Annotated in this window: 15 protein-coding genes, 1 pseudogene and 1 riboswitch; of the genes and pseudogenes, 15 read left to right on the forward strand and 1 reads right to left on the reverse strand. The window is 68.9% G+C overall.

What is annotated here, in order from left to right:
- The 14 genes and pseudogenes from AC1D1W_RS12675 to hisF form a co-directional block, all read left to right on the forward strand.
- The coding region (locus AC1D1W_RS12675) for a cytochrome (RefSeq protein ID WP_476943873.1) at nt 1–714 on the forward strand (714 nt) is incomplete at its 5' end.
- Nucleotides 715–836: 122 nt separating this feature from the next.
- Entirely contained in the window at nt 837–1,409 is a 573-nt protein-coding gene (gene def / locus AC1D1W_RS12680; protein WP_243179169.1) for a peptide deformylase, read from the forward strand.
- Nucleotides 1,406–2,326 carry a methionyl-tRNA formyltransferase gene (fmt, locus tag AC1D1W_RS12685; protein WP_476943874.1) on the forward strand — a complete coding sequence of 307 codons (921 nt, stop codon included), beginning with the start codon at nt 1,406–1,408 and terminating at the stop codon, nt 2,324–2,326. Before def ends, fmt begins: the two co-directional genes overlap by 4 nt.
- Nucleotides 2,323–3,915: pseudogene (locus AC1D1W_RS12690) on the forward strand (RsmB/NOP family class I SAM-dependent RNA methyltransferase); the annotation flags it as partial. The gene fmt and the pseudogene AC1D1W_RS12690, both read left to right, overlap by 4 nt.
- A gap of 75 nt (nt 3,916–3,990) precedes the next feature.
- Nucleotides 3,991–4,647 carry a ribulose-phosphate 3-epimerase gene (rpe, locus tag AC1D1W_RS12695; protein ID WP_028277032.1) on the forward strand — a complete coding sequence of 219 codons (657 nt, stop codon included), beginning with the start codon at nt 3,991–3,993 and terminating at the stop codon, nt 4,645–4,647.
- 106 nt (nt 4,648–4,753) lie between these two features.
- Nucleotides 4,754–4,905, forward strand: a riboswitch (FMN riboswitch).
- 94 nt (nt 4,906–4,999) lie between these two features.
- A complete protein-coding gene (pnuC, locus tag AC1D1W_RS12700) occupies nt 5,000–5,698 on the forward strand; it encodes a nicotinamide riboside transporter PnuC (RefSeq protein ID WP_243179156.1) in 699 nt (232 codons plus the stop codon).
- Complete coding sequence (ribD, locus tag AC1D1W_RS12705) at nt 5,695–6,906, forward strand: bifunctional diaminohydroxyphosphoribosylaminopyrimidine deaminase/5-amino-6-(5-phosphoribosylamino)uracil reductase RibD (RefSeq protein WP_439954106.1); 1,212 nt, start codon at nt 5,695–5,697, stop codon at nt 6,904–6,906. Before pnuC ends, ribD begins: the two co-directional genes overlap by 4 nt.
- Nucleotides 6,906–7,592, forward strand: coding sequence for a riboflavin synthase (locus AC1D1W_RS12710; RefSeq protein ID WP_243179154.1), 687 nt, complete (start codon nt 6,906–6,908; stop codon nt 7,590–7,592). Before ribD ends, AC1D1W_RS12710 begins: the two co-directional genes overlap by 1 nt.
- Nucleotides 7,589–8,302, forward strand: a complete 714-nt coding sequence (gene ribB / locus AC1D1W_RS12715) for a 3,4-dihydroxy-2-butanone-4-phosphate synthase (protein WP_243179152.1) — start codon at nt 7,589–7,591, stop codon at nt 8,300–8,302. Before AC1D1W_RS12710 ends, ribB begins: the two co-directional genes overlap by 4 nt.
- Before the next feature lie 13 nt (nt 8,303–8,315).
- On the forward strand, nt 8,316–9,011 hold the full coding sequence (ribA, locus tag AC1D1W_RS12720; RefSeq protein ID WP_243179150.1) for a GTP cyclohydrolase II: 696 nt from the start codon (nt 8,316–8,318) through the stop codon (nt 9,009–9,011).
- A gap of 44 nt (nt 9,012–9,055) precedes the next feature.
- Entirely contained in the window at nt 9,056–9,541 is a 486-nt protein-coding gene (gene ribH, locus AC1D1W_RS12725) for a 6,7-dimethyl-8-ribityllumazine synthase (protein ID WP_243179121.1), read from the forward strand.
- Nucleotides 9,542–9,698: 157 nt separating this feature from the next.
- Entirely contained in the window at nt 9,699–9,962 is a 264-nt protein-coding gene (locus AC1D1W_RS12730; RefSeq protein ID WP_018772463.1) for a phosphoribosyl-ATP diphosphatase, read from the forward strand.
- Nucleotides 9,963–10,066: 104 nt separating this feature from the next.
- Nucleotides 10,067–10,909 (forward strand): ATP phosphoribosyltransferase, encoded by an 843-nt coding sequence (gene hisG, locus AC1D1W_RS12735; protein WP_028277039.1) that lies wholly within the window; start codon nt 10,067–10,069, stop codon nt 10,907–10,909.
- 80 nt (nt 10,910–10,989) lie between these two features.
- On the forward strand, nt 10,990–11,766 hold the full coding sequence (hisF, locus tag AC1D1W_RS12740; protein WP_026536975.1) for an imidazole glycerol phosphate synthase subunit HisF: 777 nt from the start codon (nt 10,990–10,992) through the stop codon (nt 11,764–11,766).
- A 97-nt stretch (nt 11,767–11,863) separates the two neighbouring features.
- Here hisF and AC1D1W_RS12745 read toward each other — a convergent pair whose 3' ends face one another.
- A complete protein-coding gene (locus AC1D1W_RS12745; protein ID WP_028277041.1) occupies nt 11,864–12,508 on the reverse strand; it encodes a TIGR03085 family metal-binding protein in 645 nt (214 codons plus the stop codon).
- A 177-nt stretch (nt 12,509–12,685) separates the two neighbouring features.
- On the opposite strand from AC1D1W_RS12745, the gene hisI reads away from it, so the two are divergent.
- Nucleotides 12,686–13,129, forward strand: coding sequence for a phosphoribosyl-AMP cyclohydrolase (gene hisI, locus AC1D1W_RS12750; RefSeq protein ID WP_476943875.1), 444 nt, complete (start codon nt 12,686–12,688; stop codon nt 13,127–13,129).
- The last annotated feature ends 65 nt before the right edge of the window (nt 13,130–13,194 follow it).

The raw sequence follows: 13,194 nt of genomic DNA on the forward strand, positions 1-13,194 counted from the left end.
GGGTACATGGGCGCCAACAGCCTGGCCCAAGATCCCGAGCTCCCCGGCATCCTGGGGAGCCCGGCCAAACTGCGGCAGGCGGTCAGCCGGGCCGCCAAGGCGGCGGAGTCGTACCGGGACGATGCCGCCAAACGCGGCGACCGGGTCCATAACTATTGTGAGCAGGTTGCGCTGCGTGCGCTCGGCCGGCCGCACCAGATGAAGGAAACACGGGAGGCGCTGGCCGCCAACGGCGAGGAAGCCTTCGCGGCACGCTTCGACGAATGGTGGGAGCTCTTCCAGGTTGAACCCATCGCTCCGGAAATTACGGTGTGGAACAAGACGGTCGGCTATGCCGGCACCCTGGACCTCGTGGCACGGATCAATGGCCGGACCTGTCTTATCGACTACAAGACCAAGGGCACCAGCCGGGACGGCACCGTCAAACCTCTTGATGACAAGGTGGTCATGCAGCTCGTGGCGGGCATGAAGGCTGAGGAAAGCCTCGTGGATCCCGTCGCGGGGGAGTGGGAGGCCTGGCAGCACGGCGAGTCCCCGATCCTCCTGGCCGTGGCGGTCGGCGAGACCGAGGTCCGTCCGCAGCGGGCCAACCCCGAGGTCCTGAAGCATCACTGGTGGAAATTCTGTGCGCTGCGCCGCGTGTGGGAGATGTCCGCCGACACGGCAACCGCCGGAGCAGCACTGCTCCCGCTGGCGCCGCCCGTGAAGCGCTGACCAGAAGCAACCAACAGAAGCAACCAACAGAAGCAACCAACAGAAGCAACCAACAGAAGCACGGGCAGCTGCAACTAAACTGGACTGGACCCCTAGCCGCCCACCGTGAGGACAGACTGCACATGGCCATTTTGAATATCCGCATCATCGGAGATCCTGTGCTGCGCACAGTCGCCGATCCCGTGACGGAATTCGGGCCTGAACTGGCAAAGCTCGTCGCCGACATGACCGAAACCATGGAGGATGTCGAGGGCGCCGGCCTGGCCGCGCCCCAGGTCGGTGTGAGCCTGCGCGTCTTCACCTACCGGATCGGCGGCGTCGAGGGTCACATCGTCAACCCCGTGCTGGAAAGCAGCGAGGACTTCCAGCCGGACCAGGTTGAGGGATGCCTGTCCATCCCGGGTCTGGGCTTCCCCGTCCGCCGGTACCGCCACACCCGGGTGACCGGCGTGGACCTGCACGGCAACCCCGTCACCGTGGAGGGCGAGGACATGCTGGCGCGCTGCTTCCAGCACGAGACCGACCACCTGGACGGCATTCTCTACACCGACCGGCTCGAGGGCGAAGACCGTAAGGCCGCCCTGCGCGCCATCCGCAATGCCAACTACGACGCCATCACGGAACAGACAACCACCAAGCGCGCGAAGAGCGTCGGGACGAGCTTTGGCGGGTCCAGCTTCGGAATCACCCCGTGAGGGTTCTCTTCGCCGGAACCCCCGCTGTCGCCGTGCCGTCGCTCGACGCCCTTGTCGACGCCGGGTTCGACGTCGTCGCTGTCCTCACCCGCCCGGACGCACCGCTGGGACGCAAGCGCGTCCTGACGCCGTCGCCCGTGGCCGCCAGGGCCGCCGAGCTCGGCATTGAGATCATCCACGCCGCCAAAGTCGATGCCGGGGTCACCGCCCGCATTGCCGCCGCAGCACCGGACGTTGCGGCGATCGTGGCCTATGGCGGGCTGATTCCCCCCGCGGCCCTCGCTGTCCCCCGCCACGGCTGGGTAAACCTGCACTTCTCCTTACTGCCGGCCTGGCGCGGCGCAGCCCCCGTGCAGCGCGCCGTCATCGCCGGCGACGACGTCACAGGTGCCGTCACCTTCCGCCTGGAGGAGGGGCTGGACACCGGTCCGGTCTTCGGGACCCTCACGGAGACCGTGCACGCCGCCGATACCGCCGGGGCCCTGCTCGAACGCCTCTCCCACAGCGGCGCGGTCCTGCTGGCCCAAACGCTGTCCGCCATCGACGCAGGCAAGGCCGTCGCGCTCCCGCAGCAGGGCGACGTCAGCCTGGCACCCAAACTCAGTCTCGAAGACGGCCGGCTCGACTGGCAGCAGCCCGCCCTGGCGATCGGCCGCCGTGCCCGCGGCGTCACGCCGGAGCCGGGCGCCTGGACACTTCTGGAGGGCCAGCGGATCAAACTGGAGCCAGTGCTGCCGGCAGCGGACTCGGCGGCGCTTCGGCCCGGACAGCTGGCCATGGACGGGAAACGGGTTCTCGTCGGTACGGGATCGCACCCGGTGGAATTGACGCGGGTGCAACCCGCGGGCAAGAAAATGATGGCCGCCGCTGATTGGGCGCGTGGGCAGGCAACACTTGAAAGCGTGGTATTCGAATGAGCGGTTCCGGGACCAGCGGCAACAGCCGAGGCAGTGGCCAGGGCGCCGGGGGCGGCAGCAGGCGGAACGCCCAGGGCCGGGAACGCAACCGCGGCCCGCAGCGCGGCTTCACCGAGAGCGCCCCGTCCCAGCGGACCCGCCGTGCCGATCCGGCCCGGCTGGTTGCCTTTGAAGTGCTCCGCGCCGTGGCCGCCGAGGACGCCTACGCGAACCTGGTGCTCCCGGCCCGGATCCGGCACCACGGGCTGGACAAGCGCGACGCCGGTTTCGCTACCGAGCTCAGCTATGGCGCCCTCCGCGGCCAGGGCACGTACGACGCCATCCTGGCCCGGTGCGTGGACCGTCCGCTTGAGGAGCTGGATCCCGCGATCCTGGATGCCCTGCGGATCGGGGTGCACCAGCTGCTCGCCATGCGCGTGCCCGCTCACGCCGCCTTGGACCAGACGGTGGGGCTGGCCCGCGCCGTGATCGGGGCCGGGCCCTCCGCACTGATCAACGCCGTCCTCCGCAAAGTCTCCGCCCGCACCCTCGACGAGTGGCTCGACCTGCTGCTCAGCACCGAGACCGATGCCACCACGATCGCGTCCATCCGCTACGCCCACCCGGAATGGATCGTCCGCGCGCTCCGCCAGTCGCTCGTGGCCCACGGCCGGGCGGTTTCTGAGATTGACGCGCTCCTCGAAGCCGACAACGCCGCGCCCGTGGTGAACCTTGTGGCGCTGCCCGGCATCGGCAGCCTCGACGAGGCCCTGGAAGGCGGGGCCACCCCGGGCGAGCTCGTCGAGGGATCCGCGCTCTCCAGCGGCGGGGACCTCGGCCGGCTCGCCTCGGTCCGTGACGGAAGCACCCGAGTCCAGGACGTCGGTTCGCAGCTCGTGGCCCGCGCCATGGCCGCCGTCGATCTCGGCACAACCCCCGGCGCCCGGCCCGAAAACAACATCAGCGCAGACCCCGGCACAAATCCTGGCGGCGAAACGGGGACGGACAGCGTGGGCGCGGGGGAGCGCTGGCTGGATCTCTGTGCCGGTCCCGGCGGCAAAGCCGCCCTGCTCGGAGCCCTCGCCGGGCAGCGGGGAGCCCACCTGCTGGCCAACGAATCCGCCCCGCACCGAGCCAAACTCGTGCGGCAGGCCCTGTCGGCGGTCCCGCGGGGGGCCTGGGAGGTAAGGACCGGGGACGGCCGCGACATTGGCGCCGAGCAGCCGGAGTCGTTCGACCGCGTCCTGGTGGATGTCCCGTGCACCGGCCTGGGCGCCCTGCGCCGGCGTCCGGAGTCGCGCTGGCGGCGCACCCCCAAGGACCTCGTGGACCTTGGCCCACTGCAGCGCCAGCTGCTCAATTCCGCGATCGACGCCGTCAAGCCCGGCGGCGTGGTGGCGTACGTGACATGTTCGCCGCACCCGGCAGAGACCACCGCCGTCGTCAGTGATGCCCTGCGCAAGCGCGAGGACCTCGAGCTCCTCGACGCCGGCGCCGTGCTGGACGGCGTCAGCCTCACCGGCCACCTCGAGGCCGGGCACGAGCTCACCGCCCAGCTCTGGCCGCACGTGCACCAGACGGACGCCATGTTCCTGGCGCTGATTCGCAAGTTGGCCYGAGTTTCGCTGATACTGGGGCACTGCCACCAAGAACGAACCAGCAAAGTACGAACGTGAAGGAAATCCATGGCCCAGTGCTGCATCAACCCGAGCATCCTTTCGGCTGACTTCGTCAACCTTGAGGCCGAACTGCGCCGTATCAGCAATGCCGATGCGGTGCATGTGGACGTCATGGACAATCATTTCGTGCCCAACCTGACCATCGGGCTGCCTGTGGTGCAGCGCATCCAGGCCGTCAGCCCGGTGCCGCTGGACGCCCACCTGATGATCGCCGACGCGGACCGCTGGGCGCCGGGCTTCGCCGACGCCGGGATTGCCTCGGTGACGTTCCACGCCGAAGCCTCGATCGCGCCGATCAAACTCGCGCGGGAACTGCGCGCCCGCGGGGCCAAAGCCGGCATGGCGCTGCGTCCGGGCACCCCCGTGGAGCCCTATCTGGACATGCTCCCGGAACTGGACCTGCTGTTGATCATGACGGTGGAGCCCGGCTTCGGCGGGCAGTCTTTCCTGGACCTGACGCTGCCCAAGATCCGGCGGGCCCGCGCTGCCATTGACGGCTCCGGGGTCGCGGTGGCCCTGCAGGTGGATGGCGGCATCACCGAGGAGACGATCGTGCGCGCGGCAGAGGCGGGGGCGAACGTCTTTGTTGCGGGGTCAGCCGTCTACGGCGCCGCGGATCCGGCGGCGGCTGTCGAAAGGCTCCGGGCGGCGGGGTCCCGCTGACGCGCGGTCCCGGCAGGGAACTGCTGCGAAGATGACGCCGGGCGTAACATCGGCATCCGGGGAATAGCCCGGGCAGGGCCGCAGTTGTGTCAGAATAACAACACACATACGTGCTCCGGGGTCGGTGTAAGTCCGAACCGGCGGTGACAGTCCGCGACCCGCGCGCCAGCGCCCTCCCTCGGGAAGGAAGCCGGCAAACGGTTGAACCGGTGAAATTCCGGTACCGACAGTTAAAGTCTGGATGAGAGAAGCACGTACAGCTGTTACTGCGGCGCCCCAACGGCGCCGCATAATTGCGCTGTCGTATACCCCCGGAGCCATCGCGGTTCTTGAGGGAAGGAACGACACACACATGGACCCCTTGCGATGGCTCTTCGAAGCGCAGATCCCCGTAGGCGGATCTGTCCTGATTCTTCGTGAAGTGCTAGGCAACATCTTTGGCCTCGCCAGCGCCGTCGGCGGCATGCGCCGCCGGGTCTGGGCATGGCCCGTCGGCATCGCCGGCAACTTGCTGCTCCTGACGGTCTTCCTGGGCAACGTCTTCGGTTCCGCCACGCCGGCCACGCTGTGGGGCCAGGCCGGACGCCAAGTCATGTTCATCGGCGTCGCCCTCTACGGCTGGTACCGCTGGCAGCAGGGCACGAAGTCCGGCAGCGGTGGCACTGCCGTCGCGCCGCGCTGGGCCGGCAACCAGACCCGGGTGATTCTTGCCCTCAGCCTCGTGGCCGGCACCATGGCGCTTACCCCGGTCTTCGACTCCCTCGGCTCCTACCCGCCGGTCTGGGCCGACGCGTGGACGTTCATGGGCTCGCTGCTCGCGACATACGGCATGGCGCGGGGCTGGACGGAGTTCTGGCTCATCTGGGTGGCGGTGGACATCGTCGGTGTGCCACTGCTGTTCAGCGCCGGCTACTACGCCAGCGCCGTCATGTACCTCTTCTACGGCTTCTTCACCCTGGCCGGGTTCTTTGTCTGGTGGCGTGCCTCCAGGCTGGCGAACCGGCCGGTCACGGTCGAAACCGTCTTCCCCGACCCCGTGGTGGCCAAGTGAGTGCCCTCAACACCGCCGGCCTGAGCGCCGGATTCAGCGCCGCCCCGTCCGGCACTGCCCAGTCCGGCACTGCCGCGTTTAACGCTGCCGAGAATGCGGCGATGCAGGCTGCCCTGGCCGCCGCGGCGCAGGGCCCGCGGGGCGCCAACCCGCTCGTCGGCGCCGTCGTCGTCGGGACCGACGGGACGCACCTCGCCACCGGTTACCACCGCGGCGCAGGGACTGCCCACGCCGAAGCCGACGCCATCGGCCAGGCGAAAGCGGCGGGCCGGGACCTCCGCGGCGCGGCGATCGTGGTGACGCTGGAGCCCTGCAACCACTGTGGGCGCACCGGCCCCTGCGCGCAGGCGATCATCGATGCCGGCATCACCGACGTCATCTACGCCGTCGACGATCCCCACGACCCGGCGGCCGGCGGCGCCGTGACGCTCCGGGCCGCGGGCGTCCGTGTCCGCTCCGGGCTGGCGGCCGAGGCGGCGCTGGACCTGAACCGGCGCTGGTTCGACGCCGTCGCCGCCAAACGGCCCTTCGTCACCCTGCATATCGCCCAGACTCTCGACAGCCGCATCGCCGCCAGCGACGGCACCAGCCAGTGGATCTCCAGCCCGGAATCGCTTGCGGACAACCACGCCCTGCGCGGCCGGATAGACGCCATCCTGGTGGGCACCCAGACGGTCCTGATCGACAACCCCCGGCTTACCGCCCGGAACGCCAACGGCGAAGCAGAGGGCAAACAGCCGTTGCGCGCCGTGATGGGGTACCGGGGCATTCCCGACGACGCCGCCATCCACGGAGCCGACGGCAACGTCCTGCACCTGGCCACCCGCGACCCGCGCGAGGCCCTGGACCAGCTGTTCGCACACGGCGTCCGGCACCTCATGGTGGAGGGCGGCTCACGGATCCTGAGCGCGTTCCTGGCCGCCGGCCTGGTCGACGAACTCATCGTCTACCTGGCGCCCACACTGCTTGGCTCCGGCACCGCCGCCCTGGACGACCTCGGCATCACCACCCTGGCCGATGCCCAGCGGTGGGAATGGGACCCGGCATCCGGAGGCGCCGTCCAAGTCCTCGGCCGCGACCTCCGGCTCCATCTGCGCCCGGCCGCCACCGCCGATGATGCTGACCCGGCCGGCCCGGCCGCCACCCCTACTTCATCCGATACCACCCCGCACCGCACCGGCGCGGACACCGCCGCAGGAGGCAATTGATGTTTACCGGAATTATCGCCGAGCAGGGAAAGGTGCTCTCCGTTGAGCGCAACGGGGACAGCAGCGCCACCGTTCGGCTCCATGCGCCCGGCGCCACGGACGGTCTCGCCCTGGGCGGTTCCATAGCGGTCAACGGCGTCTGCCTCACCGCCACGCAGATCGACGGCAGGGACTTCAGCGTTGACGTCATGGGCGAGACCTTGGTCCGCAGCACGATCGGAGAACTCACGGCGGGCGATCCCGTCAACCTGGAACGCTGCGTCCCCGCCGGGGGACGGTTGGACGGCCACGTGGTCCAGGGCCACGTCGACGGCGTCGGCCAGCTCGTGGAGCGCGAGGGGCTTGGCAACTGGGACCGGCTGCGGTTCGCGGTGCCGGCCGGGCTGGCCCGGTACATCGCCGAAAAGGGATCCATCGCCGTCGACGGCGTCTCCCTCACCGTCACGGCAGTCAGCCCGGCCAACGATCCGGCGCCCTGGTTTGAAGTAGGGCTCATCCCGACCACCCTGGCCGAGACCGGCCTAGGCCAGAAGACACCCGGCGGCCATGTAAACCTCGAAGTCGATGTCCTGGCTAAGTACACCGAACGCCTGCTGTCCTTTGCCGGCGGTTCATCGCCCGCTGCGCACAGGGCAGCCGAAGGTTCCGCCGGAGAAGCCGCCCTCACGGACGGGGCCGCGAAATGAGCCGGGTCACGGACCAGCCCGGCCATGACGTGGCCGGGGTGCTCCGCGCCGCCGCTGCCGGCACCGGGCGTGTAGGCCTCGATCCGATCGAGGACGCCATCAGCGCCATGGCAGCCGGGCGCCCCGTCCTGGTGGTGGACAACGAGGACCGCGAGAACGAAGGCGACATCATTTTTGCCGCCGAGCACGCCACCCCCGCGCTGATGGGCTGGACAGTCCGCTACAGCTCCGGAGTGATCTGCGTACCGCTCGACGCCGGCCGGGCCGACGCCCTGGCGCTGCCGCCAATGGTGGCAATCAACGAAGACGCCAAGGGCACCGCCTACACCGTGTCCTGCGACGCCGCCGTGGGTGTCAGCACCGGAATTTCCGCCACGGACCGCGCCCTGACGGCCCGGATCCTGGCCGACCCGCAAAGCCGGCCACATTCCTTGACCCGTCCCGGGCATGTTTTTCCCCTCCGCGCCGTTAAGGGGGGAGTGCGGGAACGTCCCGGCCACACCGAAGCGGCCGTGGACCTGTGCCGGCTCGCGGGCCTGGAGCCCGTGGGCGTGATAGCAGAGCTTGTGTACGACAACGGAGAAATGATGCGGCTGGACGGATTGCGCGGCTTCGCCATCGAGCATGGCTGCCCCCTGATTTCGATTGCGGATCTGGTGGCGTATCTTGAAGCGGAACAGCACGGCAGCCACGCAGCGGACCCTGTCTGATGGAGGAGAAATAATGACGACTTCGGAGACCCGAGAAGAGACGGCCATGGCCCGTCAACCGCATCCGGTCAGCGCAGGACCCATCGTCCAGCTGCCCACCGCCTTTGGCGACTTCGTGGCGCAGGCCTGGACCGACCTCGCCACCGGCGCGGAGCACCTGGCCGTCAGTTCACCGATGGCGCCGGTTGACGGCGAGCCACCGCTGGTCCGCCTCCATTCGGAGTGCCTGACCGGCGATGTGTTTGGCTCCTACCGCTGCGACTGCGGCGAACAGCTCGCCTATGCGCTCGAGCTGATCAACGAACTCGGCGGCACCCTGCTGTACCTGCGCGGCCAGGAGGGCCGGGGGATCGGCCTGGCGAACAAGATGAAGGCCTACGCCCTGCAGGAGGCCGGTTTTGACACTGTGGAGGCCAACGAACAGCTCGGGCTGCCGGTCGACGCGCGCTGCTACAAGGCCGCGGCCCAGATCCTCGCGGAGATGGGTCTCCACGAGATCCGGCTGCTGAGCAACAACCCGGACAAGCAGGACCGGCTTGCGCAGGCAGGCGTCAAGGTGGTGGAGATGGTCCCCACGGAGGTCCCCTCCCGGGAGCAGAACATCCGCTACCTGCAGACGAAGAAGGACCGGATGGACCACCGCCTGGTCCTGGACGTTGAACCGGCTCCGGCCGCCGGCCTGTCCGGATTCGAGCACGACCAGGACTGACCGGGCAGCAACACGACCACCAGACTCAACAGCAAGGAATACCTATGAGCGGCCACGGCGCCCCCCAGATCGACCTCAGCACCTTCAAGCCCGAAGAAACCTCACAGCTCAAGCTGGCCATTGTGGCCGCGAGCTGGCACACCCAGATCATGGACGGGCTGCTCGACGGTGCCCTGCGCGCCGCGAAGGACGCCGGCATCAATGAGCCGACCGTCCTGCGCGTGCCGGGCACGTTTGAGCTCCCGGTCGCGGCCGCCCGGCTGGCACCGCACTTCGACGCCGTCGTGGCGCTCGGCGTCGTCATCCGGGGCGGTACCCCGCACTTCGAATATGTCTGCGAGGCGGCCACCCTGGGCCTGACCGAGGTCAGCGTCCGCACCGGGATTCCCGTCGGCTTCGGCGTGCTGACGTGCGATACCGAGCAGCAGGGGATCGACCGGGCAGGCCTGCCCGGATCCACCGAGGACAAGGGTCACGAGGCCGTTACCGCCGCCCTGGCCACGGCAGTGACGCTCAAACAGTTCGGCTGAACCGCCAAGCTGCAGCTTTTGCCGGTGCGGGCGGCTCCGTGGCCACCCGCGCCGGTTGAGTGTGCCGGCCGTGTTGGATATGTAGTGCCTCACATCTCCGCCGTCATGCAACGCCCCGGCGGGCGTTCCCGCGCCGGGAGCAAGTAGGCTTGGGGGCGTGAAGAATTTCGAGTCGCTGTTCGCAGAACTGAGTGAAAAGGCAGCCGTCCGCCCGGAGGGCTCCCGCACCGTCGCCGAACTGGATTCCGGAGTCCACGGCATCGGCAAGAAGGTCGTGGAGGAAGCAGCCGAGGTTTGGATGGCTGCGGAGTATGAATCCGATGAGGCCGCCGCCGAGGAAATTTCCCAGCTGCTCTACCACCTGCAGGTTCTGATGCTCGCCAAAGGACTCACCCTGGAAGACGTCTACAAGCATCTGTAGCCGCGCCCGCACCGGACACCGCCATGACTTCGCTGGCGGATCCCGTGCACAGCGTGGCCGATGTGCCCGAACAGAGACTTCCACACCCAAGAGAGACTTTCCCCATGCTTAGAGTTGCCGTCCCGAACAAGGGATCCCTGTCCGAAGCTGCCGCGGCCATGCTTGCCGAGGCAGGCTACCGCCAGCGCCGCGACACCCGCGAGCTTGTCATGGTGGACCCGGACAACGACATTGAGTTCTTCTTCCTGCGCCCGCGCGACATAGCTGTGTACGTGGGCCAGGGAACGCTCGACGTCGGCATCACCGGCCGCGACCTGCTGCTCGACGCGGAGGTCGAGGCTGAGGAACTGCTGCCGTTGGGCTTCGCCGCTTCCACCTTCCGCTTCGCCGGCCCGGTCGGCGACTTCACCACGGTCGCCGAGCTCGAGGGCAAGCGCCTGGCCACGAGCTACGACGGACTGCTGCGCGGCTACCTGGCCGCACGCGGCATCAACGCCAAGGTGGTCCGCCTTGACGGCGCCGTCGAATCCTCCGTCCGCCTCGGCGTCGCCGACGCGATTGCCGACGTCGTAGAGACCGGCACCACGCTCAAGGCCGCCGGCATGGAGATCTTCGGCGAGCCGATCCTGAATTCGGAGTCCGTGCTGATTGGCCGCAAGGGCGAGCAGAACCCTGCCACGGAGGTCCTGATCCGCCGGCTCCAGGGCGTCCTCGTGGCCCGGCAGTACGTGCTGATGGACTACGACATCCGCAAGGAACTCGTGGAGCAGGCCGCCGGGCTCACCCCGGGCCTGGAGTCGCCCACCGTGTCGCCGCTGCGCGATTCGGACTGGGTGGCCGTCCGCTCGATGGTGCCCAAGCGGGAAACCAACCGGATCATGGACGAGCTCTACGACCTCGGCGCCCGCGCCATCCTGGTCAGCAGCATCCACGCCTGCCGCATCTAGGCGCCCCGCCGGGTCCCGCCAGGAACACCTTCAGCAATCACCCTGCAGCAATTACCCGCCTGCAAGTACCAGGAGAAGTCATGACTGTTGCCGTGCGCGTCATCCCGTGCCTCGACGTCGACGCCGGCCGCGTGGTCAAGGGCATCAACTTTGAGGGCCTCCGCGACGCGGGGGACCCGGTGGAACTGGCGCACCGCTACGACAACAGCGGCGCCGACGAGCTGACCTTCCTTGACGTCACGGCGTCCTCCGGCAACCGGGAGACCACGTTCGACGTCGTCCGCCGCACCGCCGAGGAAGTCTTCATCCCGCTGACGGTCGGCGGCGGCGTCCGTGGCGTGGCCGAGGTGGACAAACTCCTGCGCTGCGGCGCGGACAAGGCCGCCATCAACACCGCAGCCGTGGCCCGGCCGGACGTGATCGACGAGATCACCCGGCACTTCGGTTCCCAGGTCCTGGTGCTTTCCCTCGACGCGCGCCGGACCCGTCCGGGCTCGCAGCCCACCCCGTCCGGCTTCGAGGTCACCACGCACGGCGGACGGCAGGGGACCGGCATCGACGCGATCGCCTGGGCGCGGGAAGCGGCCGACCGCGGGGTGGGTGAAATCCTGCTGAACTCGATCGACGCCGACGGCACCAAGGACGGCTTCGATCTGGAACTGATCCGCCTGGCGCGGGCGGGGGTCAAGGTCCCGCTCATCGCCTCCGGTGGTGCCGGCAAGCCGGAGCACTTCCCGCCGGCTGTGGCAGCAGGCGCCGACGCCGTCCTGGCGGCCTCGGTCTTCCACTTCGGCCCGCTGGACATGATTGCGCAAGTCAAGGCCGCGATCCGCGACGCAGGCTTCGAAGTCCGCTAGTCCCCGCCGCTTAAAGCAACGCGGGGTCACTTACCGCCCATCCCGGAGGGGATTTTGGGCCGTAAGTGACCCCGCGTTGTTGGTTCTGCGGAGCGTGTTAGAGGCCGACTTCGGCGGACTGCAGGAGCGCGACAGCGTCCGGCTGGCCTTCAAAGGTCACGAGGGCGTGGCGGGTGCGGCCGTGGGCGTGCATGAGCAGCTCGCCCGGTTCGCCGACGATGGCCACGGACACGGGGGCGCGTTTGGCGACATGCCGCGGACCCGAGGGGCTCACCAGCACGATGCCCAGATCCACGCCGCGGTACAGGATCGCGGCCCGCTTGACGAGCTCATCCCACAGCGCGTCCGAATAGGCCTGGTCCAGGGCGCGCGGGGCCCAGCGGTCCACGGCGCGGCGGACGTCCTCGGTGTGCACAAAGTACTCGATCAGGTTGGAGCTTTCGTCCAGCGCCTTGATCCGCAGCGGGGACAGCGCCGGGGGACCGGCCCGGAAGTCGTTGACCAGCTTGGCGTAGTCCTCGGTGGTCTTCAAGGTGCCCGCCAGTTCGGCCGTCGCCTGGTCCGAGGCCTTGGACAGGCGCTTGATCAGCAGGCCCAGTCCGACGGCGATTTTCCGCTCGCGCAGGTACAGGTGCGCGGCAAGATCGCGGGTGAGCCAACCTGTGCAGAGCGTGGCGGCATCAGGGCCGGCCGCCAGCAGGGTTTCGGCCAGGACTTCTCGGGACGGTTCGACGAAATGCATCACTTGTGAAACTAGCACGAGACGGCCGTGCGTGGGCACAGGAATCGCCGCCGCAACCGCGCCCGGCCGCATGATGCGGGGCCGGACCGCGGCGCCGGGCCGATTGGCGCACCAGTGTTAAGCGGCGGGACCTGTCCGCAGGCCGGCAACCGGCCCGGAGGCACTAGACTTGATCTGATGTCTGAGCAGCCCGCCTCCGCCCCCAGCCCCATCAACGGCAGCGCCATTAACGGCAGCGCCGTCGATCGCAGTCCCGTCAGCGGCAGCCCCCTCCCGGCCGGACTGGCGGACGCGCTCAAGCGCGACAGCGCCGGCCTGGTGGCCGCCATCGTCCAGCAATTCGACACCCACGAGGTGCTGATGCTGGGCTGGATGGACGACGAGGCGCTGCACCGCACCCTGACCAGCGGGCGCGTGACCTTCTTTTCGCGCTCCCGCCAGGAGTACTGGCGCAAGGGAGACACCTCCGGGCACGTGCAGTGGGTCAAGTCGCTCGCCATGGACTGTGACGGCGATGCGCTGCTGGTGCGGGTCGACCAGGTCGGCGCGGCCTGCCACACCGGAACCCGCACGTGCTTCGACGGCCGCGAGCTCGACGCCGTCGTTGGCCACGGAGGCTAGGCGCCCGGCACACCGGCAGAGCGCCCCGGCGCTTCCACAGCTTCACGAACCGGACCCCAGGCAGG

Source organism: Arthrobacter sp. P1_B4, from assembly GCF_056406555.1.

Bases quoted from the DNA above. Each gene is read 5' to 3' on its own strand.
- ribH (WP_243179121.1), top strand. From the start codon at position 9,056: ATGAGCGGCCACGGCGCCCCCCAGATCGACCTCAGCACCTTCAAGCCC.
- pnuC (WP_243179156.1), top strand. From the start codon at position 5,000: ATGGACCCCTTGCGATGGCTCTTCGAAGCGCAGATCCCCGTAGGCGGA.
- AC1D1W_RS12710 (WP_243179154.1), top strand. From the start codon at position 6,906: ATGTTTACCGGAATTATCGCCGAGCAGGGAAAGGTGCTCTCCGTTGAG.
- hisF (WP_026536975.1), top strand. From the start codon at position 10,990: ATGACTGTTGCCGTGCGCGTCATCCCGTGCCTCGACGTCGACGCCGGC.
- rpe (WP_028277032.1), top strand. From the start codon at position 3,991: ATGGCCCAGTGCTGCATCAACCCGAGCATCCTTTCGGCTGACTTCGTC.
- hisG (WP_028277039.1), top strand. From the start codon at position 10,067: ATGCTTAGAGTTGCCGTCCCGAACAAGGGATCCCTGTCCGAAGCTGCC.
- def (WP_243179169.1), top strand. From the start codon at position 837: ATGGCCATTTTGAATATCCGCATCATCGGAGATCCTGTGCTGCGCACA.
- hisI (WP_476943875.1), top strand. From the start codon at position 12,686: ATGTCTGAGCAGCCCGCCTCCGCCCCCAGCCCCATCAACGGCAGCGCC.
- AC1D1W_RS12745 (WP_028277041.1), bottom strand. From the start codon at position 12,508: ATGCATTTCGTCGAACCGTCCCGAGAAGTCCTGGCCGAAACCCTGCTG.
- ribB (WP_243179152.1), top strand. From the start codon at position 7,589: ATGAGCCGGGTCACGGACCAGCCCGGCCATGACGTGGCCGGGGTGCTC.
- ribA (WP_243179150.1), top strand. From the start codon at position 8,316: ATGACGACTTCGGAGACCCGAGAAGAGACGGCCATGGCCCGTCAACCG.